General features: G+C 62.1%; 23 protein-coding genes. 10 read left to right on the top strand and 13 right to left on the bottom strand.

Features of this window, described 5'->3' with window-relative positions:
* Positions 1-123: 123 nt before the first annotated feature.
* Genes HAQ05_RS10685 through HAQ05_RS10675 form a run of 3 tightly spaced genes read left to right on the top strand, consistent with a single transcriptional unit; the run spans position 124 to position 2694 of the window.
* The gene (locus HAQ05_RS10685) at positions 124-960 is read left to right on the top strand and encodes a MetQ/NlpA family ABC transporter substrate-binding protein (RefSeq protein WP_190420237.1); all 837 of its coding nucleotides are present in this window, start codon (positions 124-126) and stop codon (positions 958-960) included.
* Positions 957-2048 (top strand): methionine ABC transporter ATP-binding protein, encoded by a 1092-nt coding sequence (locus HAQ05_RS10680; RefSeq protein WP_190420235.1) that lies wholly within the window; start codon positions 957-959, stop codon positions 2046-2048. The genes HAQ05_RS10685 and HAQ05_RS10680 overlap by 4 nt, the downstream gene beginning before the upstream one ends.
* The gene (locus tag HAQ05_RS10675) at positions 2041-2694 is read left to right on the top strand and encodes a methionine ABC transporter permease (protein WP_190420233.1); all 654 of its coding nucleotides are present in this window, start codon (positions 2041-2043) and stop codon (positions 2692-2694) included. The genes HAQ05_RS10680 and HAQ05_RS10675 overlap by 8 nt, the downstream gene beginning before the upstream one ends.
* Positions 2695-2777: 83 nt before the next feature.
* Here the strand turns inward: HAQ05_RS10675 and HAQ05_RS10670 are convergent, their stop codons facing one another.
* Together HAQ05_RS10670 and HAQ05_RS10665 are read right to left on the bottom strand one after the other, a co-directional pair.
* Positions 2778-4394: a phosphoethanolamine transferase gene (locus tag HAQ05_RS10670; protein WP_190420231.1), complete on the bottom strand. Its 1617-nt coding sequence runs from the start codon at positions 4392-4394 to the stop codon at positions 2778-2780.
* A gap of 388 nt (positions 4395-4782) precedes the next feature.
* Positions 4783-5454 carry a response regulator transcription factor gene (locus HAQ05_RS10665; protein ID WP_190420229.1) on the bottom strand — a complete coding sequence of 224 codons (672 nt, stop codon included), beginning with the start codon at positions 5452-5454 and terminating at the stop codon, positions 4783-4785.
* 280 nt (positions 5455-5734) lie between these two features.
* On the opposite strand from HAQ05_RS10665, the gene HAQ05_RS10660 reads away from it, so the two are divergent.
* Positions 5735-6532, top strand: a complete 798-nt coding sequence (locus tag HAQ05_RS10660) for a metallophosphoesterase (RefSeq protein ID WP_190420227.1) — start codon at positions 5735-5737, stop codon at positions 6530-6532.
* Positions 6533-6616: 84 nt separating this feature from the next.
* Here HAQ05_RS10660 and HAQ05_RS10655 read toward each other — a convergent pair whose 3' ends face one another.
* Complete coding sequence (locus HAQ05_RS10655) at positions 6617-7552, bottom strand: pyridoxal-phosphate dependent enzyme (protein ID WP_190420224.1); 936 nt, start codon at positions 7550-7552, stop codon at positions 6617-6619.
* A 126-nt stretch (positions 7553-7678) separates the two neighbouring features.
* Between HAQ05_RS10655 and HAQ05_RS10650 the strand changes: the two genes are divergently transcribed.
* Entirely contained in the window at positions 7679-8143 is a 465-nt protein-coding gene (locus HAQ05_RS10650) for an NADAR family protein (RefSeq protein WP_190420222.1), read from the top strand.
* On the opposite strand, the gene HAQ05_RS10645 is transcribed toward HAQ05_RS10650, so the two are convergent.
* Together HAQ05_RS10645 and HAQ05_RS10640 are read right to left on the bottom strand one after the other, a co-directional pair.
* Positions 8140-8991: an amidohydrolase family protein gene (locus HAQ05_RS10645; RefSeq protein WP_190420220.1), complete on the bottom strand. Its 852-nt coding sequence runs from the start codon at positions 8989-8991 to the stop codon at positions 8140-8142. The genes HAQ05_RS10650 and HAQ05_RS10645 overlap by 4 nt on opposite strands.
* A 12-nt stretch (positions 8992-9003) precedes the next feature.
* A complete protein-coding gene (locus tag HAQ05_RS10640; protein WP_190420218.1) occupies positions 9004-10011 on the bottom strand; it encodes a LacI family DNA-binding transcriptional regulator in 1008 nt (335 codons plus the stop codon).
* Positions 10012-10266: 255 nt separating this feature from the next.
* Here HAQ05_RS10640 and HAQ05_RS10635 point away from each other — a divergent pair, with 255 nt between their 5' ends.
* The 5 genes from HAQ05_RS10635 (at position 10267) to HAQ05_RS10615 (ending at position 14584) form a co-directional block, all read left to right on the top strand.
* Positions 10267-11094, top strand: a complete 828-nt coding sequence (locus HAQ05_RS10635; protein ID WP_190420216.1) for an ATP-binding cassette domain-containing protein — start codon at positions 10267-10269, stop codon at positions 11092-11094.
* A gap of 60 nt (positions 11095-11154) precedes the next feature.
* Positions 11155-12186, top strand: coding sequence for an ABC transporter permease subunit (locus tag HAQ05_RS10630; RefSeq protein WP_190420214.1), 1032 nt, complete (start codon positions 11155-11157; stop codon positions 12184-12186).
* Between the two features lie 73 nt (positions 12187-12259).
* Complete coding sequence (locus HAQ05_RS10625; RefSeq protein ID WP_190420212.1) at positions 12260-13225, top strand: ABC transporter substrate-binding protein; 966 nt, start codon at positions 12260-12262, stop codon at positions 13223-13225.
* Between the two features lie 93 nt (positions 13226-13318).
* Positions 13319-14104, top strand: coding sequence for an SDR family NAD(P)-dependent oxidoreductase (locus tag HAQ05_RS10620; RefSeq protein WP_190420210.1), 786 nt, complete (start codon positions 13319-13321; stop codon positions 14102-14104).
* A gap of 21 nt (positions 14105-14125) precedes the next feature.
* Positions 14126-14584 carry a RidA family protein gene (locus HAQ05_RS10615; protein ID WP_190420208.1) on the top strand — a complete coding sequence of 153 codons (459 nt, stop codon included), beginning with the start codon at positions 14126-14128 and terminating at the stop codon, positions 14582-14584.
* A gap of 92 nt (positions 14585-14676) precedes the next feature.
* Here the strand turns inward: HAQ05_RS10615 and HAQ05_RS10610 are convergent, their stop codons facing one another.
* The 8 genes from HAQ05_RS10610 to HAQ05_RS10575 all read right to left on the bottom strand — a co-directional run bounded on the left by HAQ05_RS10610 (position 14677) and on the right by HAQ05_RS10575 (position 23484).
* Entirely contained in the window at positions 14677-15930 is a 1254-nt protein-coding gene (locus HAQ05_RS10610) for a ribonucleotide-diphosphate reductase subunit beta (RefSeq protein WP_190420206.1), read from the bottom strand.
* A 651-nt stretch (positions 15931-16581) separates the two neighbouring features.
* Positions 16582-17661, bottom strand: a complete 1080-nt coding sequence (locus HAQ05_RS10605) for an ABC transporter ATP-binding protein (protein WP_190420204.1) — start codon at positions 17659-17661, stop codon at positions 16582-16584.
* A gap of 33 nt (positions 17662-17694) precedes the next feature.
* Positions 17695-18648: an SIS domain-containing protein gene (locus tag HAQ05_RS10600; protein WP_190420201.1), complete on the bottom strand. Its 954-nt coding sequence runs from the start codon at positions 18646-18648 to the stop codon at positions 17695-17697.
* Between the two features lie 19 nt (positions 18649-18667).
* On the bottom strand, positions 18668-19543 hold the full coding sequence (locus HAQ05_RS10595; RefSeq protein WP_190420199.1) for a carbohydrate ABC transporter permease: 876 nt from the start codon (positions 19541-19543) through the stop codon (positions 18668-18670).
* On the bottom strand, positions 19543-20448 hold the full coding sequence (locus HAQ05_RS10590) for a carbohydrate ABC transporter permease (RefSeq protein WP_190420197.1): 906 nt from the start codon (positions 20446-20448) through the stop codon (positions 19543-19545). Before HAQ05_RS10590 ends, HAQ05_RS10595 begins: the two co-directional genes overlap by 1 nt.
* Positions 20448-21707 carry an extracellular solute-binding protein gene (locus HAQ05_RS10585; RefSeq protein ID WP_190420194.1) on the bottom strand — a complete coding sequence of 420 codons (1260 nt, stop codon included), beginning with the start codon at positions 21705-21707 and terminating at the stop codon, positions 20448-20450. Before HAQ05_RS10585 ends, HAQ05_RS10590 begins: the two co-directional genes overlap by 1 nt.
* A gap of 10 nt (positions 21708-21717) precedes the next feature.
* The gene (locus tag HAQ05_RS10580; protein ID WP_238936501.1) at positions 21718-22482 is read right to left on the bottom strand and encodes an N-acetylglucosamine kinase; all 765 of its coding nucleotides are present in this window, start codon (positions 22480-22482) and stop codon (positions 21718-21720) included.
* A 201-nt stretch (positions 22483-22683) separates the two neighbouring features.
* The gene (locus HAQ05_RS10575; RefSeq protein WP_190420192.1) at positions 22684-23484 is read right to left on the bottom strand and encodes a DeoR family transcriptional regulator; all 801 of its coding nucleotides are present in this window, start codon (positions 23482-23484) and stop codon (positions 22684-22686) included.
* Between the last annotated feature and the right edge of the window lie 102 nt (positions 23485-23586).

Raw genomic sequence — 23586 nt, 5'->3', positions numbered from 1 at the left:
TGTGAATATGGTTATGAAAAAATCATATTTAATACCCGAACGTTATTGAGCTACCGTAGTTCGACTGCCGTTCGACCGGGCCACCGGAGACGCTTCCTTCACCACCTCCGTGGAGTCGTTCCCATGCCCTTGGCTCAATTTCTACGCCCCGCGCTGCTGGCGGCGACGTTGTTCTCCGGCCTCGCCCTGGCCGACCCGCAGCACATCAAGATCGGCATCAACGACAGCCCGCAGAACGCGGCCATCGAGCTGGCCGCGCAGTTGGCCAAAGAGAAGGGCATCGAGGTCGAGGTACTGTCGTTCTCCGACTGGAACACGCCCAACCTGGCCTTGGCCAATGGCGATATCGACATCAATTACTTTCAGCACCAGCCATTTCTCGAAAACGCCATCGCCCAGAATGGCTACGACTTGGTGCCGCTGGCCTATGGGGTGGAGAACAAAGTCGGCCTGTACTCGAAGAAGATCACGGCGTTCAACCAGGTTAAGGATGGCGACACTGTGGCGGTGGCCGACGACCCGGTGAACCAGGGCCGCGGGCTTAACCTCTACCAGCGCGCCGGGCTTATCACCCTGCGCGACGGCGCCGGGCCCAAGGCGAGCCTGCAAGACATCACCGCCAACCCCCACAAGCTCAAGTTCATCGAGTTGCCCGGCCCGCAACTGGCGCGGGTGCTCGATGACGTGACTCTTGCCCAAAGCTACCCCTCGCATATTCTTGCCGCCGGCACGGCAGACCCAGGCAGTGCCTTGCTATTTAGCCAGGACGAAGCCAACGGGCACCTGTATGCGTTGCGCTTCGTGGTGGCGCGCAAGAACGTCGATAACCCGGCGGTGCACACCTTTATCGACATTTTCCAAAACGACCCACGGGTCCGCACGGCCATTGAGAAGGCCTACGGTAACCCTAAACTCTACGCGCTGGCCTGGTTGCCGGCACAGAAGGAGGCCGCCCGATGAGCCAGGTGATTTCCCTGCGCAGTAACACCGTTGAACCCCCGCCCGTGCACGCTCCCCAGCAGCCGGTGCACATCCAGGTGCGCGGCGTGGGCAAGACGTACCTGGCCGGGCGCAAGGCGGTCAACGCCCTGAGCAACATCGACCTGGATATTCACCGTGGCGAGATTTTCGGCATTATCGGCCGCAGTGGCGCCGGCAAGTCGAGTTTGATCCGCACCTTCAATCGCCTGGAAGACGTCAGCGAAGGCCAGGTGCTGATCGACGGGCAAGACATCGGCAAGCTCTCGGCCAACGAGTTGGTGAGGTTGCGCCGCGGCATCGGCATGATCTTCCAGCACTTCAACCTGCTGGCGTCGCAAACCGTGCTGGAGAACCTCGCCCTGCCCTTGAAGGCAGCTGGGGTAAGCCGTGCCATTATCGAGCAACGCGCCCGTGAGCTGTTGGCGTTGGTGGGGCTCAAAGGCAAGGAACATGTGTATCCGTCACGGCTCTCCGGCGGGCAAAAACAGCGGGTGGGCATCGCCCGGGCGCTGATGCTCGAACCGAGCATTTTGCTGTGCGACGAGGCCACCAGCGCGCTAGACCCAGAAACCACCCAGTCGATTCTGGCGCTGCTCAAAGAGATCAACCGCAAGCTTAAGCTGACCATTGTGCTGATCACCCACGAAATGGCGGTGATCCGCCAAGTGTGCGACCGGGTGGTGGTGCTGGAGCGCGGGCGCATTGTCGAGCAGGGCCCGGTGTGGCAGATCTTCGGCCGACCCCAGGCGGACGCGACCCGTGCACTGCTGGCACCGCTGGCCACTCAACTGCCGGAAGACCTGGCCCAGCGCTTGGCGGCCGGTAACGGCCAACGCGCGGTACTGGAGCTGACCTTTGACGGGCAAAGCGCCGGCGAGCCGGATTTGAGCGCCATCGCCCACCACCTGGGCCGTGACATCGAGTTGCTGCACGGTGGCATCGATCGCATCCAGGGCCGGGCCCAGGGCCGCTTGCTATTGGCGGTGCGCGCGGCGCCCGCGCGGGTGGAACTGTTCCTGGGCCTGAACGGCCTGTTCAGTGCGGCCAAGGTCGTGGGCCATGTCTGATTTCATGTTCAAGGCGCTGTGCAAGGCGCTGGCCGATACCCTGACCATGGTCGGGCTCTCGGCGATTATCGTCTGGTTTGCCGGTATTGCCTTGGCGCTGGTGCTGGTCACCACCGCGCGCGGTGCGATCTTCAGTGCGCCGGCGCTGAACCGGGTGCTGGGCGGGGTGGTCAACGCCTTTCGCGCCACGCCGTTCATCATCCTGTTGGTGGCGCTGATCCCCTTTACCCGTTTGCTGGTGGGCACCACCATTGGCGTATGGGCGGCGGTGGTGCCCATTACCTTGAGCGCCACCCCATTCTTCGCCCGGGTCGCGGAGGTGAGCCTGCGCGAAGTCAGCGGCGGGGTGATCGAGGCGGCCCAGGCGCTGGGCTGCGAGCGCCGGCATATTTTGTTCAATGTGCTGTTGCCCGAAGCGCTGCCCGGCATCATCGGCGGCTTCACCCTCACGGTGGTAGCCATGATCGGCGCCTCGGCCATGGCCGGTGCCATCGGTGCTGGCGGCCTGGGCGACTTGGCCATCCGCTACGGTTACCAGCGTTACGACACGGTCGTGATGGCCTGGGTCATTGCAATTTTGATCGTGCTGGTGTGTGGCATCCAGTACTTGGGTGACCGCTATGTACGGCGCCTGCGCAGCCGGTGAAGGCGGCAGCCAACGACCGTCGCCCTGCGTATCATGCAGGGTGTCTCGCACATCGCACCCATGCCCATAGCAGAAACACCCCGCTAGCGCCGGCAACCTGCAAACATGTCCAAGCCAGCGTCGTATACCTGGCTGTCTACCTGCAAAAGCCCAAGCATGGAGTGAAACACGTTGTCGTGGCTGAGCGGGCGGTCACGTGAGGCCTGAAGGCATCGCGCATCGAGGGAAAAATCCTTTTGGTAGCCATCGGAGAACCACGCCAGCATCGGCACGTGCTTTTGCTGTTCAGGCGCAAGCATGTAGGGCGTGCCGTGCAGGAACAGGTTGTATTCGCCCAGCGACTCGCCATGGTCAGACACATAGAGCATTGCGGTATCCACCTGGCCGTCGTGGCTGCGCAGGGTGTTTATAAGCTCACTGAGCACATGGTCGGTATAGCGCAGGGTATTGTCGTAAGCATTGATGATCTGCCCCCTGTCGCAGGCGTTCAGGGCATTGTTCTCGCACACGGGTTGGAAGTGGTCATAGCCGGGCGGTACCCGCTTGTAATATTCAGGCCCGTGGCTACCCATCTGGTGCAACACCAGTACGGTGTTCTGCTTCAGGTTAGCCAGCAGCGCCGGCAGGTCACGCAGCAGAATCTCGTCGTGGCATTCGCCGCCTGAGCAGTAGCGAGGGTCGGCTGCATTGCTGACGTTGCTGTAGGCCACCCGGGCACAGGCCCCTTTGCAGCCGGCTTGGTTGTCGATCCACAGCACGTCCAGCCCGGCTCGCTTCAGCACATCCAAAAGGCCTTCGCGGCGGGCTGCCACGCTTGCCGAATAATCCTTGCGCGGCAGGTTGGAGAACAAGCATGGCAGCGATACCGCGGTTTCCGTGCCGCAAGAATGCACATCCGGGAAAGCTACCAAGCCCGCCACTTTGGCAAGCTCCGGCGTGGTGTCGCGGCTATAGCCGAACAGGCCGAAGTTTTCGGCGCGGGCGCTCTCGCCAATCACCAATACCGTCAGCGACTTGCGCGCATGCTGCTGCCAGGCTGGGGCCAGGTGCGCATCCAGGCCAACCTGCACGAAGGGTTGTTTAACCGCAGACACGTTCTCTGCGAGATAGGCCATGGTGGCGCCGATCACATTGCTGGGCACTACCAACAGGCGTAATTCATGGTGATTGCGCAATAACGACGACAAGCCTTGGTAGTTGGCCATGGCTAAAAGCCCGACAGCGCAGGCGCTGAACATGCCCACTACGAATTTACTGAGCACTGCCCGGGAGAAAGGCCGGTAATGGATGGGCAACCGCCAAAGCAACACGCACGGAAGCGCGCCCAAGCCGAGCAGGTACCCGGCCAGTTTCACCGAGAGCAGCCCACGTACCTCGCTGGCGTCCGTCTCGGCGACGTTACGAAACATACTGGCATCGATGAAGATGCCGTATTCGTTCATAAAGTACGCGACCGCAGCGCTGACCACGAACAGCAGCATCAGCAGGGGCTTTAGCGTCCACCGGCTGGCGAACATGAACAGCACAAAGTTAAATAGCAGCAGCACCATGGTCAGGAATACGCTGCGCAGCAGCCAGCCATGTGCAGCCTGGGTAATCGGTGCCAAGTGGTGCCACAACGGAATATTGAACAGGGTCAGCAACAATATGCTGGCTGCCAGGGTGACCGCTTCGGGCCGTACCGCTTTGAACTTCGCCATCGAATGAAAGCCGTCTGCATTCAATTAACGTGCGCGCCCAGAAGAGGGCGCGCTCCAGTAGCAGGGGAACCCATGGGGTCTCTCAGAAGTTCGCGCAAACCTTGACGCATGGAGGGTGTTGCCGAGCACCGTGGCCCAGCAGCGAACGGCACCGCCAAACGGAGTGCGGGCAACTTCCGAGGTGCCACACTAGGCACGGGCAGGAACGTTTTTCGTGAAAAGCGCCGAAACGAATGGTCACGGCTGGCGGTATTGGGCTTATTGGGCTAAGCCCAGGCTGCGCGGGCCCGGGGCTAGAAGCATTCCACGGTGGCTGGCAGCGCGGGCACCATGGCGCCCGCCTTGTGGCACAGCAAAGCGTACGGGCGTAGAACGAACAGTAATGAGTTCAGGGCGAACTGAGCTTGTAGCCCAGGCCGTGCAGGGTATGCACCAAGGGCTGCTCAAAACCCTTGTCGATAGCGCGGCGGATCAGATAGATATTGCTTTTTATAATGTCGTTTCGGGGTAGGTCACGGCCCCAGACAGCGTCTTCCAGTACCCGCTTGCTGACCACCGCGGGGCTGCGGCGCATCAGCACCTCAAGCAGCTTGAGCCCGGTGGGCGTCAAGCGCACCGGGTGGCCGGCACGGGTCACCTCCAGGGTATCGAGGTCATAACGCAGGTCACTGACCTGCAAAATTCGCGGGTTACGGCCGCGGCGGCGGGCCACGATGGTTTCCAAACGCACCACCACTTCGGCCATGGCAAATGGCTTGACCACATAATCATCGGCGCCCACCTCGAACCCCACCAGCCGGTCGCTCAACTCGTCGCGCGCGGTGAGGATCAAGATCGCGGCATTGGAGTGTGCGTGTTGGCGCAATGTGCGGCAAATGTGATAACCATCCGCGCCGGGCAACATAATGTCGAGGATGATCGCATCAAAATCCTTGGAGGCGGCCAAGTGCAACCCGGTCAGCCCATCCAAGGCCCCCTCGACGTGGTGGCCCTTGAGTTTGAGGAACTCGACAATGTTGTCGTGGATGTCGCGGTTATCTTCAATGATCAAGATTTTCATGAGGCACTGTGCAGGGAGAAAGCCTGCCTCACAGTAGAGAAGTGGATGTCATTGAATGGTGACCGGTTGGTAAAAATTCCGTGTGGTAAAGCGTTCCGGGCCGCCGTATCGGCCGTTTGCAGGTGCGATCAGCTACCGATTCTGCCAGCCGTCTGCACTACCTTCTGCCCTCAACGCTCCAATCGGGCTGTACGTGCTAAAGGCGCTTGGCATAGCCTTATAGACTGTTCCGCGTGCATGGCTGTTACCCTGCGCCAACAGCGACCCCTGGAGACACGCCGTGCTGATTGCCCACTTGTCAGACCTACACATCAGGCCACAGGGCGTGCTCTACCAGGGGCTGGTGGATTCGAACAAGATGTGTAAGCAAGCCATCGAGCATCTACATGCCCTGCGACCGCGCCCGGATGTCGTCATCATCACCGGCGACCTGGTGGATGAAGGCTTACCCGCCGAATATGAGATGGCAAAAATGCTGCTGGCGGGTATCGAGCAGCCGCTGCTGTTGATTCCTGGCAACCATGACGACCGCGCACGGTTCCGGGCAGCTTTTGCTGAACAGAGCCTGGCGGCCAGCGAAGGGCCTTTGCATTTCGTTGCAGCCGGGCTTGGGCCGGTTCGTATCATTGGCTTGGACATTACCGTGCCTGGCCAACACCACGGCGATATGGACGAAGCGGCGCAGGCATGGCTAGAAGGTGCGCTTGCCCAGGAGCCGGAGCGGCCTACCTTGATCATGCTGCACCAGCCGCCGTTTTTAAGCGGTATTCCCTATATCGACCCCTACGCCTGCTTCAACGCCCAGCGCCTCGCCCGCACCGTTGAACGATACCCGGCGGTGGAGCGGGTGGTGTGTGGGCATGTCCACCGGGCGATGCAACTGCGTTTCGGCGGCACCCTATTGTGTACGGCGCCCAGCACCACCACGGCCATCGGCCTTGCGCTGGAGCCCGGCGCTGAAGAAGCATCCTATCTAGAACCCCCCGCCCTGTTGCTGCACCACTGGAAGCCTGACACCGGGCTTATCACCCATTGGGTGCCTATTGGGGCATTCCCAGGGCCCATGCCGTTCGCTTGAGCGCGGTCACCCACGGCGGGGCAACCCCAGGGTGTTTCATCGGGTATGCCACGGGCGATCAGATAGCGGCGCCGGCCGCCCTTTTCATATACCTTCCTGCCCAGCCCCGCACACCAGGGCACAGACATTGAGGCCTGCTGGCAGGGCCAGCTTACCTGAGCGCAGCGCGGCAATCGCGGCGGCGCCGCTGAGGTCTGCGGCCAATCCAAACTCGAACCACAACCACCGGGCTGCGTCCAGTAACGCGGCATCGCTGACCAGTACCACCTGCTCGATGGCATGCCGCGCCAATTCGAAAACACGTTCTTCGGTACGCCCGCAGGCCATGGTCGCCACCTGCGTAGTGACCGCGGGCAGGCGTACCACCTGTTGCGCCTGCAAGCAGGCGTGTAGGGTGGGGGAGCCTTCCGGTTCGATACCGATGATGCGCACGGAGGGCTTAAGCGCCTTGAGCGCGGTGGCGATGCCGGAAATCAGCCCGCCGCCGCCGATCGCCACGAGGATCACGTCAATGTCGGGCAACGCCTGCAGGATTTCCAGCCCCAAGGTGCCTTGGCCGGCGACCACCGCTGGGTCGGCGAACGGATGGAAATAGGCCGCTTGGTGCTCGGCGGCAAATACCAAAGCCTGCTCGTTGGCTTCATCCCAGACATCCCCCACCACGTGCACCTGTGCACCCCAACGGGCGAGCTTGTCTAATTTGGCCGGGGTGATGCTGCGGGGCACGAAAATGTTTGCCGGTACGCCGGCAACGCTGGCGGCGCGCGCGGTAGCCAAGCCGTGATTGCCCCCAGAGGCCGTGACGATGCCATTGCGCAGTTGCTCCACCGGTGTGGTCAGCAGGCGGTTGGTGGCACCGCGTACCTTGAACGACCCGGTAGGCTGCAGGCATTCGAGCTTGAGCCACAACCGCGCATCCGTGACCGGCTCGCGCAGCGCCGTAGCGGGGACCAACGGTGTGTGGCGGATAAAAGGCGCAATGCGTTCTGCGGCTGATTCGATATCGGACAAAGTGATCACGGCGGCCCCTACGGAATTATTACGTAATCGATTGCGTTCTGACTACATCACACCATACAGTAGCGAACACGGCAAGCCATTCTCTTATCGGCTCAGCGACCATCCGCCCTTCCCCAGAGGCCTGGAATGAACGAAATACGTTTCTACGATCCTCGCCATGGCGAGTTCTGCGCACTGAGCAACCTGCACCCTCGAGCGCTGGAGTACGCCGGGCAGCGCTATGCCACTGCCGAACATGCCTACCAGGTACTCAAGGCCAGGCCGGCATTGCGCGAATGGCTGATGGCGGCACCCACAGCGGAGTTAGTGGCCGCGGCCGGTGACGCCCTGGCACCCGAGCAAACCGTCGACCATTGGTATGAGGACCACGTGAAGATCATGACCGGCATCGTGCGGGCCAAGTTCGACCAGCACCCGGACCTGCGCGCCTTGCTGCTCGGCACCCAGAATGCACGCCTGGTGGAATGGGCCCCGGATGACAGCGAAGTTGCCCGCTACTGGGGCGAATACCAGGGGCAGGGGCATAACGTGCTCGGCAAGATACTCATGGGGCTGCGCCATGAGTATCGCCAAGGCCGCTTTGGTGCCTAAAGCCGGTAGGTCGCAATGGCGGTGTCGCGGTAAAACTGCTGAAGCTCGCTGGCCGAGCAACCGCTGAGCAGTTCGTCCATCACCGCCACCCAGGGCCGATAGGCACCGGCGAGGTTGATCACCGGCCAGTCACTGGCAAACAGCGCACGCCCCAGCCCAAAGCAGTCGAGGGTGTGGTCGATGTACGGGCGGATGTCGCATAGGGTCCAGTGCAGCGGGTCGGCCTCGGTGATTACGCCGGTGACCTTGCAGACCACATTAGGCAGCTGCGCAATCGTTTTGATCTCTTCCCACCAGGGGTGCCGCACACCATTGGCGATCCCCGGCTTGGCGATGTGGTCCAGCACGAACTGCACATCGGGGCAGCGGCGTACCAGCTCGGTCGCACTGGCCAGTTGCTGGTGGCGAATACAAATATCGAAGCTCAGGCCGCGCCGGCCGAGCTGCTGCACGCCCTCGACGAAGGCCGGTTGCAGGCAGTAATCCACCGCCTCGTGGTACTGGATCAAGCGGCGCACGCCCTTGAGTAACGCGACCTCGCCAAGCCGGTCTAGCTCGTCGTTGACCCAGGCGCCCCGCTCGATGGCGGCCGAGGCGACGATGCCCTGGATGCGCCGGTCGCTGCGGGCAAGGCCCTGCACGAAACGCGCTTCGGCCAATTCCTGGCCTGGTGCGACGTCCACTTCGACGAACACCTGCTTGTCGATGGCGATGCCCTCGGTCGCGGCGGCGAAGTCGGCGGGCAGGTAGGTGCCCTTGATCGCCGGAACGTTGTCCAGCCACGGGTAATTCAGTTGGCTGGGATCGTAGTAGTGCACATGGGCATCGACCAGGGCAAACGAAGGCATGGTGGTTAACCTTTAACGGTGGTAAAGCGGTGGGGCGGTGCTGGCCCGCAGGATCAATTGCGTGGGCAGTACCACCCGCTCGGTCGCCAGCACGTTGTCGGCGGCAAAGCGCTGGAGCAGGCGCTGTGCGGCCACCTGGCCCAACTGGTAGGCCGGCTGGGCAATGGCGCTGATGGCTGGCTTGAAGATCGGGTACCACTCCAAGTCATCGAAGCCGATCAGCGATATGTCGTCTGGAATCGACAGGCCGGCTTCCAGCAGTGCGGTGATGGCGCCCATGCTCATCAGGTTGTTGGTGGCGAACACCGCAGTCACTTTGGCGCGTTTGCGCAGCAGGGTGGTGACCGCCGCATGGCCGCCTTCGAAGGTGGAGTCGCCGCACAGGGTCAAGCGCTTGAGCGGCTTCAACCCCTGAGCGTTAAGGGCCTGCTGATAACCGGCGAGGCGTTCGCGGTCGAACGAGGCCTGCAGTTGGCCGGTGATGATGGCGATGTCGCGGTGCCCTTGTTCCAGCAAATGCTCGATAGCCATCTGCGCGGCGCTTTGGTTGTCGACCACGACGGTGTCGGCATCGACGTCCCGCAATTCGGAGTCCACCAGCACGATGCGCATGCCGCGGGCGATGGCTTCGTTGATATGTTCACCACCGGCCGCGGAGCTGGCCATGATCACCGCATCCACTTGTTTTTCTGCCATCAGGCGCAGCAAGCGCCGCTCTTCATCGGCATCGTTGCCGGAGCTGGCCAACAGTACGCCGAAGCCCTGTTGCGTCAGGGTGCTTTCCACGCCGCTGGCCAGGGCACCGAAGAATGGGTTGGCGACATCGGCCAGAATCAGGCCGACCGACGATGAGCGTTCCTTGCGCAGGCTCGCGGCGACCGAATTGACCACATAGCCCAGGCGAGCGGCGACCTCGCGCACTCGTTCGGCGGTGTCATCGGAGGTCGCACCCTTGAACCCGGCCAGTACCCGCGAAACGGTAGCGGTCGACACCGCCGCTTCGCGAGCAACGTCTTGCATAGTGGGTTTTCTGTTGGCTTTCAACGCGTTGCAATCCTTAAGGCAGTGAAGGCCGGCGCCGGCAGTGGCAACGCCGGGCACCGGGCGGGGTGTTTTTTCGGCGCCGCCTGGCGTCGGCAGCCGGGGCAGCGCACGGTATTTTCAATAATTGTGTTGACGCCATCTGCAGGTTGCCACTATAAAGCAAACACGCAACGTAATCGATTACGTGAATCGATTACGTCCACAGTCTACGACATTTGCGAGGCGCGCGACATGCATTCACCTCAGCAGTACCTGGCGGCGCAAGCGGCCCCCGCAAACGGCGGCGCCCACCTGCCATCGGTGGGGCGTCGGGAGCCAGCGTTGCAGGCTATCGGTATCACCAAGAACTTCGGTTCGCTGGAAGTGCTAAAGGGTGTTTCCATGGAGCTGTATCGCGGCGAAATCACCGCCGTGGTCGGCGACAACGGTGCCGGCAAGTCGACCTTCATGAAGGTCCTCAGCGGCGAGCATGCCCCGACTGGCGGCCAGCTGTGCGTCAACGGCAAGGAGGTGCTGTTGCGTTCGACCCAGGACGCGCAAACCTTCGGTATCGAAACCGTGTACCAAGACTTGGCCCTGGCGCCAGACCTGTCGGTGGCAGAGAACGTTTTTCTGGGCCGTGAACTCAAGGCGCCAGGCTGGCGGGGGCGTATCGGCATGCTCGATCGCCCGCAAATGCTTGCGGAATCGACACGGATTTTGACCGAGTTGGGGGCGAAGCTTAAGAGTTACCGCGCGACCACGCAGAGCTTGTCTGGCGGCCAGCGCCAAGGGGTAGCCATTGCGCGCGCCATCAAATGGGCGCGCCACGCCATTCTCATGGACGAACCGACCGCAGCGCTGGGCACCCGCCAGCGCGATATGGTCTACGAGGCCATTCGCGCCGCTGCCCAACGCAACCTGGCGGTGCTGCTCATCTCCCACGACTTGCCTCAGGTACTGGCGTTGGCGGATCGCATCGTGGTCATGCGCCAAGGCGTGGCAATCGCCAACCTGGTTCCCGCCGAGGTCACCGTCAGGGATGTGGTGGACGTGATGCTGGGCGCCAAACCCACTTGATGCACCGCTGCCGTTGCTGTTGCTGGGCTTATCCATGGCTGTTCGCACGAGGCTCGTACCGTGAACAAACTTGCTTATGACGATGGTTCCACCTGGTTTTACCGGCTAAGGGAAACCACGGCGTTCTGGATGTTTCTGATCCTGCTGGGGCTGGTCGCACTGTTTTCGCTGATTTCGCCGCACCATGCGTTCCTTAGCGTGAACAACTTCTTCAACATCGCCCTTAATGCGTCGCAGCTCGTGCTGCTGGCGGTGGGCATGACCTTTTTGCTGGGTGCCAAGGAGTTCGACCTGTCGGTGGGTTCGAACATCGTGCTGGCCTCGATCCTTGCGGCCAAGACCATCACCGCGCTGGCCGGCACCCCCGATGAAGTTGCCGTGGGCGACTATCCCCACCTGGGCCTGGCCGTGGCGGTCGGGGTGGTGGTGGCGTTGGGCTCGGGCGCGCTGTTCGGGCTGGTCAACGGCCTGTTGGTGACCACGCTGCGCCTGAGTTCATTCCTGGTCACGCTGGCCACTACCGCCATTGGCCTGGGTATGGCGCTGGTGCTGACCCACGGCGCCAACGTTCCGGACATTCCCCGGGCCTTGCAAACAGACTTCGCCACCTACCGCTTGTTCGACTTGGTGCCGCTGCCGGTATTGCTGTCACTGGCGCTGGTAATGCTGTTGTGGTTCGTGCTGGCACAGACCCGCTTCGGTGTTCATACCTTGGCGCTGGGGTCATCCGTGGACGCCGCCCGCCGTGCCGGCATCAATCACAAACTGCACCTGCTCAAGCTGTTCGCGCTGATGGGCGTGTTGTGCGGTGTCGCCGCACTGCTCGACATCTCGCGCTTCGCCACCACCAACATCGGCGGCCACCAGACCGACAACCTGCAGGCGGTCGCCGCCGCGGTGATCGGCGGCACCAGCCTGTTCGGCGGCATGGCCTCGGTGCAAGGCACGCTGGTCGGTAGCTTGATCCCGGTGGTGCTCGGCACCGGCCTGGTGATCATGGGGCTGGATTCTTTTTACCAGTTGATCCTGGTCGGGCTGATCGTTATCGCAGCGGTGTACATCGACCAGCGTAATCGCCAAACCCGTTTCTAGTGGGTGCCTCACCGGTTCATGCCTTGTCCGTGATTCTTGCGGCTTTTGATAGCTCAGCAGAGGGTAGATGACGATGAAGATGAAGTTGGCAGTAACGCTTGCGAGCATTATGGCGGCGGCCTTGGCGGCACAGGCCCATGCCGAAGATCCGGTCACTGTGGCGTTCCTGCCGGGGCAGGTGGGCATCCCGTTCTATTCCTCGATGCAATGCGGCGCACAAGCGGCGGCCAAGGCATTCAACGTGCAGTTGAGCTGGAACGGCCCGCCGGATTGGGACATCGCCCTGCAGCAGCCGTTTATCGACGCCGCATTGCAATTGCATCCGCAAGGCATCGTATTGGCGCCCACCGATGGCGGCGCGCTGATTTCCCAAGTCAAGGACCTTGAAAGCAAAGGCGTGCACGTGGTGACCGTGGACGCGCCGCTCGATCAGCCAGTGGAAACCCAGAGCGTGCAGTCCGACCACTTGCTCGGCGGCGTTGCCGCGGCCAAGGCGATGGTCGCGGTGGCCGGTGACACCGGTACGTTCCTGGTGGTCGGCATGCGCCCCGGTTTGCCGGACATCGACGCACGGGTCAAAGGGTTTGTCGACACCTTCAAAAAAGACCACCCCAATGCCAAGCTGCTGCCGGTCGCCTACCCTGAAACCAGCTCTACCAAGGCGGCGCAGCAAGTGGCTGCGGCGATCCAGGCCAACCCCGACCTGAAGGGTGTTTACGTCACCCATTCGGCAGCCGCCACCGGGGCCTCGGCCGCGATCATGGAGGCTGGCTTGCGCGGCAAGGTCAAACTGGTGTCGTTCGACGCCGACCCACAGCAGATCCGCGACCTTAAAGACGGCATCTACGACGCGCTGATCATTCAGCAGCCCTACAACATGGGCTACGAGGCGGTGAAGCTGAGTGCGCAACTGATCCGCCACCAGGTCGACAAAGCCAGCGTCAAGCATGACAACTTCTTGCCGTTCGTGGTCGCCACCCGCGACAACATGGCGGATAAGAACATCAGCCAGTACTTCTATAAAACCAGCTGTAACTGACGGCGCCGGGCTCTCGCGAGCCCGCGCCCGTCGCTATCGATGATTGAACAGGGCAGGGGCTCACGCGCCGTGGCCTGTGATGGAGTAAATGAAATGAAAGGGCGTCTGAAAAACCGTGTGGCGATCATCATCGGTGCCGCCAAGGGCATTGGCGCGGCCATGGCCCGACGCTTCGTCGAGCAAGGCGCGCGGGTGGTCTTGGCCGACCTTGACGCCGACAGCGGCGAGCGCCTGCTGGCCGAGCTGCCCCCGGAGCGGGCCGTGTTCGTACGCGCCAACGTGGCGGTCGAAGCCGATATGCAAGCGGTAGCGGATTTGGCGTTGGCCCGCTTCGGCCGCATCGATATTCTGTTGCAAAACGCCGGCATCTATCCGTCCTATCTGCTTGAGGACATGACCCTCAGCCAGTGGCAGGACGTGCTGGCAGTGAACCTTACGGGCAGCTTTTTGGCCACCCGTGCGTGCCTGCCGGCGATGCGTGCCCAAGGCGGCGGCAAGATGGTGTTCACCTCTTCCATCACTGGCCCGCGGGTGGCCAACCCAGGCGTCGCGGCGTATGCCTCGAGCAAGGCCGGCATCAACGGTTTGATCCGTTCCGCAGCGCTGGAATTCGCGCGCTATGGCATCACCGTCAACGGTATCGAGCCGGGCAACATCCTCACCGAAGGGCTGAGCGCCGGGCGCAGCCCGAGCTTTATCAGCAACATGGAAAAATCCATTCCGCTGGGCCGCCTCGGGTTACCCGATGACGTGGCCCATGCGGCGCTGTTCCTGGCCTCCGACGAGGCGGCCTATATCACCGGTACCACCATCGTTGTCGACGGCGGCCAGACCCTCCCCGAAAGCAAGGATTTTGCCGACCCTGCCGCCTGGCAATAAGCACCCCTGGAGATTCACACGATGACTGCACTCATACGCCTGGCGGCGCTCGGCCTGAGCCTGCCCACTGTGCCCACGCCGGTGGCCAACTATGTGCCCGGCAAACGCCTGGGTGATCTACTTTATTTGTCGGGGCAGGGGCCGCGTGATGATAGCGGCGGTTATCACCAAGGCAAGGTAGGCGCTGAGGTCAGCGCCGATCAGGCCTACCAGCATGCCCGCCTCGCCGGGCTGGCATTGCTGGCGGTGGCGCACTCCCTGTACGCAGACCTGGACAAGCTCGAGGTGGTGAAGATTTTCGGCATGGTCAACGCCACGCCAGAGTTTGGCCAGCATCCGCAGGTGATCAACGGCTGCTCCGACCTGTTCGTCGAAGTACTCGGCGAGCGCGGGCGGCACGCCCGGTCGGCGGTAGGGATGGGGTCGCTGCCGGGCAATATGACCGTAGAGGTTGAGGCGATCTTTCGTATTCTTGACTGACGCCGTACGAACTCATTCGCACACCCATCGAGGCGAGACTGCTTCCTCAATGGGTAGGCGATAGGGTTTGATGACTAAGAGTGAGGCCCGCCTCAATCCCAGCTCAACGCCCCACCCGTTTGGTACTCGATCACCCGGGTTTCGAAGAAGTTCTTTTCTTTCTTCAAATCCATGATCTCGCTCATCCACGGGAACGGGTTGGTGGTGCCTGGGTATTCTTCTTTCAAGCCGATTTGGCTCAGGCGCCGGTTGGCGATGAACTTCAGGTAGTCTTCCATCATCGCGGCGTTCATGCCCAATACGCCGCGTGGCATGGTGTCGCGGGCGTATTCGATTTCCAGTTGGGTGCCCTGCAGAATCATCTGGGTGGCTTCTTCCTTCATCTCGGCATCCCACAACTGCGGGTTTTCGATCTTGATCTGGTTGATCACGTCGATGCCGAAGTTCAGGTGCATGGATTCGTCGCGCAAGATGTACTGGAACTGCTCGGCGACGCCAGTCATCTTGTTACGCCGGCCCATGGACAGGATTTGGGTGAAGCCGCAGTAGAAGAACACGCCTTCGAGCACGCAATAGTAGGCGATCAGGTTGCGCAGCAGTTCTTTGTCCGTTTCCGGGGTGCCGGTGTCGAACTCGGGGTCGGAAATGGCACGGGTGTACTTCAGGCCCCAGGCGGCCTTTTTGGCCACCGAAGGGATCTCGTGGTACATGTTGAAGATCTCGCCTTCGTCCATGCCCAGTGATTCGATGCAGTACTGGTAGGCGTGGGTGTGGATCGCCTCTTCGAACGCCTGGCGCAGGATGTACTGGCGGCACTCGGGGTTGGTGATCAAGCGGTACACGGCCAGGGCCAGGTTATTGGCCACCAGCGAGTCGGCGGTGGAGAAAAAGCCGAGGTTGCGCATCACGATGCGGCGCTCGTCGTCGGTCAGGCCTTCCGGGGTTTTCCACAGGGCGATGTCGGCGGTCATGTTGACCTCTTGCGGCATCCAGTGGTTGGCGCAGCCGTCGAGGTACTTTTGCCACGCCCAGTCGTACTTGAAGGGTACCAATTGGTTGAGGTCGGCGCGGCAGTTGATCATGCGCTTGGCATCTACGGTCACGCGCGCCGCGGAGCCTTCGAGTTCGGCCAGGCCTTCGGCGATGTCCAGGTCGTTCAGGGCGGCCTTGGCACGGGCCACCGCCGCGCTGTCGTCGGCGGCAATTTCGCGGGCTTCGTGGGCCGCGGCGTCGCCGGCGCTGTCGAGTTTGTCGATACTACCGGCAGGGCCTTGGGCCTGTTGCGCGGTGTTATTAGCGGCAGGTACGTCGCCGTCTTCTTTGTCGAATTCTTCCCAGCTCAGCATGGTGATGTTGCTCCTGCCAGAGGGCCGCCGTGGCGGCAGGTGGATATTGAAACGCGTGTGTGGCGCCCGACGAATGAGGCCTCGTGCGCACTGCAAATGGTTGTTCGGCGCTGCTGCTGGGCAGCCTGAACGGGGGTAACGATTATACGAAAAAGCAGCCTTGATTGCGCGCGCCGGCGATGTTTTCCGACGGGGGTTTATTCACTTCGGGGGGAGCATAGCACTACATATGGTGTATTTCATGATTGAAATCACAAAATATGGTGTTTTGTGGTGGAGGGTAAGTGTGCTCACGATCGGTACAGCGCGCACCCAGGGTGCCGCGCCAGGCTTATGGGCAGGCCACCGATAGCGTTCTGTTGGCTTGAATAAAAACTGAATAGCCGGGCGCTTGCAGTGGGCCGGTAGGATAGCCCGCCCACAATGCCCAGCCAGTACCGTGTGCCCTTCAGAGCAGGGAATGATACCGCGCATTTCCAGCCTTTGGCAGCCCCGTCAGCCTTTGTACGCACCTTCAATAACAGGTGCAGGGTCTCCGGCTTCGCATAACCAGGGGCACAGCCCGCCCCCCTTCAATCGATAAAGGCTTGCGCGCCCAAGGTATGCCAATTTGCCCTGCAGGGCCGCCGGCCCGATCAAGCTTTTAGGCGCTCAATCCAGCCGCGCCCCAGTAGCCTTGTCGAACAGGTGAATATGTTCGCACTGGCCCCGCAAATGGACAGCCTGCCCCAGTTGAAGGTCGTCTTTGCGCGACAACGCAGCCACGATCGATGTGCTGCCGGTTTGCCCGTAAACATGGCTTTCCGCGCCGGTTGGCTCGATCAGGTCGACCTTGAAGGGCAGGGTAAATTCCAGGCCCTGAGCCGGCGCCAGGGCCAAATGCTCGGGGCGAATGCCCATCACCACGGGCGCCGCCGCCGCCAGGTCGATACGCCGCCCCATTGCAATCCGCTGGCCGCCCACGCGCACCTGGGATAAGCCTTGTTCATGCTCGAGCACGCCCTCGATCAGGTTCATGGCGGGCGAGCCAATGAACGTCGCCACGAATAGATTCGCCGGGCGGTCATAGACGTCGATGGGCGCGCCGACTTGCTCGATCCGGCCACCGTTCATCACCACGATCAGGTCAGACATGGTCATGGCCTCCATTTGATCGTGGGTCACGTAGATCGCGGTGGTGCCTAGCCTTCGTTGCAAGGTGCGGATTTCGATGCGCATCTGCACGCGCAGCTTGGCGTCCAGGTTCGACAGTGGCTCATCGAACAGAAACACCTGGGGATGGCGCACGATGGCGCGGCCCATGGCGACCCGTTGGCGCTGCCCGCCGGACAGGGCCTTGGGGTAACGGTCAAGGTAGTTCGACAGCCCAAGCAAGGCGGCTGTTTCTTTTACCGCCTGGTCGATGCGCGCGGGCGATTCCTTGCGCAGGTGCAGGCTGAACCCCATGTTTTGCGCAACCGTCATGTGCGGGTACAGCGCGTAGTTCTGGAACACCATGGCGATGTCCCGGTCTTTGGGCGAGACGTCGTTGATCACCCGCCCATTGAGGTCTATCGTGCCGGCCGTGACGCTTTCCAGGCCCGCGATCATGCGCAGCAGGGTCGACTTGCCACAGCCTGAAGCGCCGACCAGCGAAACGAATTGGCCGTCGGCGATGGCCAGGTCAATGCCATGCAACACCGGAATCGCGCCGTAGTTTTTACGAAGTTTCTGGATAGTTACGGTTGCCATATCGGGAACACTACCTATACCGGGCCCACTGATTCAGGAGAGGCGCACAACCTTCGTGAGGTGGCGCGGCGCGGTGCTGTCCAGGTGTTTGTGTTGGGCCAGGCGCTCGCCCAACAACTGAAGCGCCGGCAAAATGACCAGGCTCCGGTGCAAACCCGTGTGGGGCACTTCGACAGATAAGTCACCGGGCCCGCCAAAACCGATGACCAGCGCGCCCTTCTGTTTGAGTTCGACATACAGTTTTGCTTCTTCGTCGCGGGTTTGCGGGCTATAGATCAGCACCACGCAGGTTTTTTCGTCTACCAAGCTGATGGGGCCGTGTCGATATTCCATCGGGTGGAACACCTGGGTATAGGTCAGGCTCATCTCTTGCAGCTTCAACGCCCCCTCGCTCGCCAGCCCGTAATACGCGCCGCCGCCCAGGTACACGAAATGCGAGCGCGACAGCACGCTGCTGCTCAACAGGCCGTCCAGCGCGTGCATGGCTTGCTCTGCCTGGGCCGGGATAGCCGCGCTTACCTCGACGCCGGCCAGCCGCAGGCCCAACAACAGCATCAGGCTGGCGGAACTGCTCATCACGATCCCTTCCAGGGCGTGGGTAGGGGCGAACAGCACCTCGTCGCTGCAACGCGCCAGGCTGCTGGCGCTTTCGCAGGTGATGCCCAGGGTTTTCAAGCCGCGCACGCGGCTGGCTTGCACGGCCTGTACGGTTTCAGTGGATTCGCCGCTGCGCGACAAGGCAATGACCTGGGCATCCTCGGTGGCGGCCAGGTAGGCATCCGGGCGCCGGGCCCATTCACCTCCCGGTACGGCGATCGCGCACTGGCCATTCAGGTTCAGCGCACTGGCCACCACCTGCGCCAGGTAATAAGACGTGCCGCAGCCGACCACCACCACCGTGGAGGCGTTGAGCGTTGGCAGTGGCTGAGCCAACGCAGGCCCCCAGAATGGAAACTGCTCGACGATGACTTGTTCAGTGATGTTCATGAAAAGGACCCTTCAGAGGTTATTTGGTCGCGCCGGCAATCAGGCCACGCACGAGGAAACGGTTGAGGAAAATCACCAGCAGTACCGGCGGCAGCATCGCGACGACACCGGCGGCGTTCATCAGCCCATAGTCGACGTAGTTGCGCGTTACGAACTCTGGAATCAGCACGGTCAGTGATTTGGTCGCCAGTGACGGGGAGAACACCAGCGGCACCATGAACTGCCCCCAGGCGCTGAGAAAGGTGAGGATGGCCGTGGCGATAAGCCCAGGCGCGGCCAGGGGCAGCACGATGCGCACCAGCGTGTAGGTGCGGCCCGCGCCGTCCAGCCAGGCGGCTTCTTCCAACGCCACCGGCAGCGACTGGTACACGCTGCGCATCAACCACAACGCCAGCGGCAGGAAGGCCGAGACGTAGATGAGCGTCACGCCCAGGTAGGTGTCGATCAGGTGCAGGGAAATCATCAGCCGGTACAACGGAATCATCACCGTGTACGCTGGCACCGCCATGCTCGCGACCACCAGGCCAAACAGCAAATCCCGGCCCGGGAAGCGCAACCTGACGAAGGCGTAACCGCCAAAAGCCGCCGCGGCCAGGGTGACCAGCGTGGCTGCGGCGGAGGTCACCAGGCTGTTCACGAAGGCCCTGGAAAACTGCGGCCACACCGACTGCACCTCGTTGCCCTGGGAGGCGCTGCTGGCGCCGAACAGTTTGGCAAAGTGCTCTAGGGTCGGGTGTTGCGGCCACAGGCTCAGGTGTTCGCTGAGCATGTCGCGCGGGTCGGTAAAGCTGGTGAGCACCGCCCAATACACCGGCCCCAAGGACCACAGCAGCAACACCAGCACGGCGAGGGCGAAGCCGGCGCGGCCAAGATAGTGCAGCGTGAGCTTGCGCATCAGTCGAACCTCGTTTCGCGGTACACCTTGAGCACATAGACCAGCGACACCACAAGCGAAGCGATCATGGCCAGTACCGACAGCGCCATGCCGTAGGAGAATTTCAGATTCTGGAACGCCGACATGTACACCTGGATGATCAGGCTGCGCGTGTCCAAGCTTGAGCCGTTGAGAATCCACGCTTCATCGAACAGGTTGAAGGCGAAGACCGTCGATTGGCTGAGCGCTATGGCCAGGCCGCCCGCGATCAGCGGCAGGGTGATCATCCGAAAACACTTGATACGCCCGGCGCCGTCAAGCTTGGCGGCCTCGTACAGGTCGGCGGGGATGGCCTGCAGCGCGGCCAGCAGGATGATCGCGGTCAGCGGCAACATGCGCCACACGTGGACCAGCGCCACCAGCAGTAACGCCGTGTTGTGATCGTTGAACCACACCACGTTATTGTCGAGTAGCCCAACGGCTTTGAGCAGGTTGTTCAGCAAGCCGTAGCTGGGGTTGTAAATCCACAACCACACCAAGGCGTTGACCACCGGCGGCAGGCACCAGGGCAGCACCAGTACCGCCAGCAACCATTGCCTACCGCGGCGCACCTTGTTCAGCAACAAGGCGGCGGCCAACCCGCCGGCGGTTTCCAGCAGCACTGCCAAGACCACGTAAACCAGCGTGTTCCAGGTCGCGTGCTGAACATTGCTGTCCGCCGCCAGGTTTTTATAGTTGAGCACCCCAATGAACGGCGTGCCCGGCCGCATCGGGTCGATGCGGTACAGGCTATCGATCACCGTGGTCACCAGCGGCACGAACACCAAGCTGGCCATCACCAGGATGATCGGCAGCACATACGCAAGCCCCAGCCAGGTTTCCCCCGCCACCGGCCGCAACCGCTGCCTGATCGAGGCTAGGTTCATCACGGCTGCATCGCGCTCTGTGCTTGTTCGGCAATCTGGGCCACGGCCTGGGCAACGGTCAGTTCACCTTTGGCCGCTTGGTTCAAGGCACTGGAGACTGCGCTGGTAAATTGCGGATACCAGACCGGGGTGCCTTGTTTGAACAGCGGGTCGACCAGTGTGGCCTGTTGGAGGATGACATCGCCGCTCTTGAGCTTGCCTTCGCTGTTGAGCTGCTTGAGCACGCTGGTTCGGGTGGGCAGGTTGCCCAGGGTTTGGTAGCTGTCGATCTGGTTCTGCGGCTTGACGAACCAGTTGATGAAGGCCTTGGCGCCGCCTTTGTTCTTGGCGCTGGCCGGGATGCCCACGGCTTCGGGCAAGCCGATGGTCCGCGCGGTACCGGTGGTGGTCAGCATCAGCGCCGCCGCGACCTGGTCCGCGACCTTAGACTTGGCCGGGTCGCTGTACACCGCCACGTTGCCCGCCCAGCCGGCGAGGTCGAACGAGGCTTCGCCCTTTTTGAACAGCTCTTGAACTTCGACGTCTTTCAGGCCCGTCGCCGCTGGGCTGATCAGCCCCGACTTGAGCGCGTCTACCTCAAACGCCATGGCCTTGTAGCCGGCCGAATCCGGCTTAACGAATTGAGGCTCGAACTGGTCGTTGAACAGCTCGCCGCCGAACACCTTGGTCAGCAGGTACCACGCCGTGGCGCTGCCCTCGCTGGCTGAGAGCGGTAGGGCGATGGGGTATTGGCTGATGTGCTTGGCCTTTATCGCTTTGGCGTCGGCCAGCAGTTGTTCCGGCGTGGTGGGTGCCGCGGCGATACCGGCACGCTTGAGGTGGTCGCGGTTGTAAATCAGCACGCGAAAATCGTTGGCGTAAGGCACTGCCAACAACTGCCCGTTGAACACGAACAACTTCGCCGAAGGAATGTCGGCGATCGTGGCGGCGTCCACCACACCCTCAAGGGGCTGATACCAGTTGGCGGCGCCGAACTGCCCGACCCAGGACCAATCCACTTCGGTGGCGTCGGCAGGCGGGCTACCGGCGATCATCGAGGTGGCGATCTTGGTCAGGATCTGGTCCCAGCCCAAGGTTTGGGTGTCCAAGGCCGTGCCTGTCTCGGCAGCCAGGCGGTCTGTCATCGCCTTGGGCAGGGTGCCCCAAGGCGGCAGCAACACTTCCACGGTGTCGGCCGCGCTGGCGCTGGGCACGAACGCCGGTACGGCGAACGACAAGGGCAACATCACCAGCGATGCAATCAAATGGCGTCGGAGCATGGCAAAGCCTCTACATCGGAAAAGGGGAGGTTGATGGCAGTGCAAGGGTGCTGCGTAGGCTTGACGACAGGTGTTCTATCCAGCTGTTATCGGGGTTCCATCCCGCGTTATGGGCGGCGCGCCAAAGTGCCCCGCCAATCGGTGGCAAGCGTGGGCTACGCGGGGCGGTGCCCAGCTGATGGCGAAGCTGCTCGGCGATCAACGGGTTTGTGAACACCCCCCCCGCGTAACTCCACACAGGCGGGCCCTGCAGCCCGATGGCACGCCAGGCAGCGCTGACGTGTTCGGCCAGGTGCCCGGCAGCGGCGTGCAACAGTTCAATGGCGGCGCTATCACCGGCGCCTGCCCAGGCCGACACTTGCCGCGCCAGCGCCGCGACGCTGGCGCGACGGTCTGCCACGTGGTAGACCCAGCCGGCCAGTTGTTCGGGGGCCAGGTGCAGGTGATCCAGTAACGCCTGGGTGAACCGAGGCTGGTTGGCCCGCCCGTCCAGGGTGCGGCTGGCGATGACCAACGCTTGGGCGCCAATCCAGTAGGCGCTGCCCTCGTCACCGAAGACGTCGCCCCAGCCACCGACACGTACCGGCGCCGCGCCGCTTTCGTTACGGCTGGCCCACGCCATCGAGCCGGTGCCGGCCAGTATCAGCACGCCGGCCGACGCCCCGATGAATGCGCCGTCGAAGGCAATACGCACGTCGTTTTCCACGGTCACCGGGCAAGGCAGCGCCTGCTGGGCGGTGGCCTTGGGCGATTGAACACTCGGCCAGTTCGCCATGCAGCGGCAGCCCCAATACCGCGGCCGCCAGGGGTAAACCGGCCGCGGGCTGCAACAGCGCGTTCAGTTGAGCTTGCCAGTGCACATTGGCCACCGGGTCGAGCCCAGGGCTCACCTCTAACTTGAGTACCTGGCCCTGGCGATTGGCGATTGCCAACAGGGTTTTCGAACCCCCGCCGTCCAACCCCAGAACGCAAGCGCTCATGCCGTTTGGCCCTCGGCTGCAATCGCTTGGCTGGACGCCTTCAATAGCGTGCACCCCACCTCTTTCAGCCTGGCCCGCCAATTGGCGGGCAATAGCTCGTCGCTGATCAGCGTAAGTGATGGGTTCAGCGGCGCCACGCGATAGGTGAGGCGTTGGTCGAACTTGCTCGAATCTGCCAGCAGCAGGGTGTGCCCCGCGCGGGCCAGCATCTTCTGGTTCAACTGCGCTTCGCTGGCGTCGAGGCTATAGATACAAGCATCTGGTGCGATGGCGCCGGCACCGAGAAACAATTGGTCGAACCAGAGGTTCTCGATCATCGCTTCGGCCAATGCGCCGACCATCGAGGCGTTTTCCGCCCGCAATTGGCCGCCCAGTAAAACCAGGGTGATGCCAGGGGTGTTCATCAGCACCTGAGCCACGTTCAGGCAATTGGTGAACACCGACAGGGGCAGTGGATCAAGTCGCAAGCGCCGGGCCAGTTGCAGAACGGTGGTGCCGGCGTCGAGAAAAACGGTCGAGCCGGGAACGATCTGCTCGTAAGCCACCTCGGCGATGGCGCGTTTGGCGAACAGGTTCTGGTTTTCGCGCAGGTCGAACGCGACTTCAACACCGGCACTTTTCGCGATGCGCGCACCGCCATGGGTGCGATGTATCGTGCCGTCGGCTTCCAGGCTCAGTAAATCACGGCGAACCGTCGCCAGGGAGGCGTCGGCAATCTCGGCAATGGTCTGGATGGTGCTTTCGCCATGGCTGTAGAGGTGCTGACAGATCAGCGAAAGGCGCTCGTCTTTGGTCACTTGAATTGCTCATTAGTGATTCAATGGATGGGAATATAGCGTTTAAAAAATCACTGGCAATCAAAAATATGATTGATTTTGATCGTTTCGCTCTCGTAAGGT

This window comes from Pseudomonas typographi (genome assembly GCF_014694385.1).
GTDB classification, from domain to species: Bacteria; Pseudomonadota; Gammaproteobacteria; order Pseudomonadales; family Pseudomonadaceae; genus Aquipseudomonas; species Aquipseudomonas typographi.
This window is presented reverse-complemented; position numbering and strand designations above follow the sequence as displayed.

What these genes read in the sequence shown, in the direction of transcription:
- HAQ05_RS10585 (WP_190420194.1), bottom strand. Translation starts at nt 21,707, where the DNA reads ATGCTCCGACGCCATTTGATTGCATCGCTGGTGATGTTGCCCTTGTCG.
- HAQ05_RS10620 (WP_190420210.1), top strand. Translation starts at nt 13,319, where the DNA reads ATGAAAGGGCGTCTGAAAAACCGTGTGGCGATCATCATCGGTGCCGCC.
- HAQ05_RS10600 (WP_190420201.1), bottom strand. Translation starts at nt 18,648, where the DNA reads ATGAACATCACTGAACAAGTCATCGTCGAGCAGTTTCCATTCTGGGGG.
- HAQ05_RS10590 (WP_190420197.1), bottom strand. Translation starts at nt 20,448, where the DNA reads ATGAACCTAGCCTCGATCAGGCAGCGGTTGCGGCCGGTGGCGGGGGAA.
- HAQ05_RS10680 (WP_190420235.1), top strand. Translation starts at nt 957, where the DNA reads ATGAGCCAGGTGATTTCCCTGCGCAGTAACACCGTTGAACCCCCGCCC.
- HAQ05_RS10645 (WP_190420220.1), bottom strand. Translation starts at nt 8,991, where the DNA reads ATGCCTTCGTTTGCCCTGGTCGATGCCCATGTGCACTACTACGATCCC.
- HAQ05_RS10605 (WP_190420204.1), bottom strand. Translation starts at nt 17,661, where the DNA reads ATGGCAACCGTAACTATCCAGAAACTTCGTAAAAACTACGGCGCGATT.
- HAQ05_RS10610 (WP_190420206.1), bottom strand. Translation starts at nt 15,930, where the DNA reads ATGCTGAGCTGGGAAGAATTCGACAAAGAAGACGGCGACGTACCTGCC.
- HAQ05_RS10665 (WP_190420229.1), bottom strand. Translation starts at nt 5,454, where the DNA reads ATGAAAATCTTGATCATTGAAGATAACCGCGACATCCACGACAACATT.
- HAQ05_RS10625 (WP_190420212.1), top strand. Translation starts at nt 12,260, where the DNA reads ATGAAGATGAAGTTGGCAGTAACGCTTGCGAGCATTATGGCGGCGGCC.
- HAQ05_RS10635 (WP_190420216.1), top strand. Translation starts at nt 10,267, where the DNA reads ATGCATTCACCTCAGCAGTACCTGGCGGCGCAAGCGGCCCCCGCAAAC.
- HAQ05_RS10685 (WP_190420237.1), top strand. Translation starts at nt 124, where the DNA reads ATGCCCTTGGCTCAATTTCTACGCCCCGCGCTGCTGGCGGCGACGTTG.
- HAQ05_RS10615 (WP_190420208.1), top strand. Translation starts at nt 14,126, where the DNA reads ATGACTGCACTCATACGCCTGGCGGCGCTCGGCCTGAGCCTGCCCACT.
- HAQ05_RS10595 (WP_190420199.1), bottom strand. Translation starts at nt 19,543, where the DNA reads ATGCGCAAGCTCACGCTGCACTATCTTGGCCGCGCCGGCTTCGCCCTC.
- HAQ05_RS10675 (WP_190420233.1), top strand. Translation starts at nt 2,041, where the DNA reads ATGTCTGATTTCATGTTCAAGGCGCTGTGCAAGGCGCTGGCCGATACC.
- HAQ05_RS10650 (WP_190420222.1), top strand. Translation starts at nt 7,679, where the DNA reads ATGAACGAAATACGTTTCTACGATCCTCGCCATGGCGAGTTCTGCGCA.
- HAQ05_RS10580 (WP_238936501.1), bottom strand. Translation starts at nt 22,482, where the DNA reads ATGGCGAACTGGCCGAGTGTTCAATCGCCCAAGGCCACCGCCCAGCAG.
- HAQ05_RS10670 (WP_190420231.1), bottom strand. Translation starts at nt 4,394, where the DNA reads ATGGCGAAGTTCAAAGCGGTACGGCCCGAAGCGGTCACCCTGGCAGCC.
- HAQ05_RS10640 (WP_190420218.1), bottom strand. Translation starts at nt 10,011, where the DNA reads ATGCAAGACGTTGCTCGCGAAGCGGCGGTGTCGACCGCTACCGTTTCG.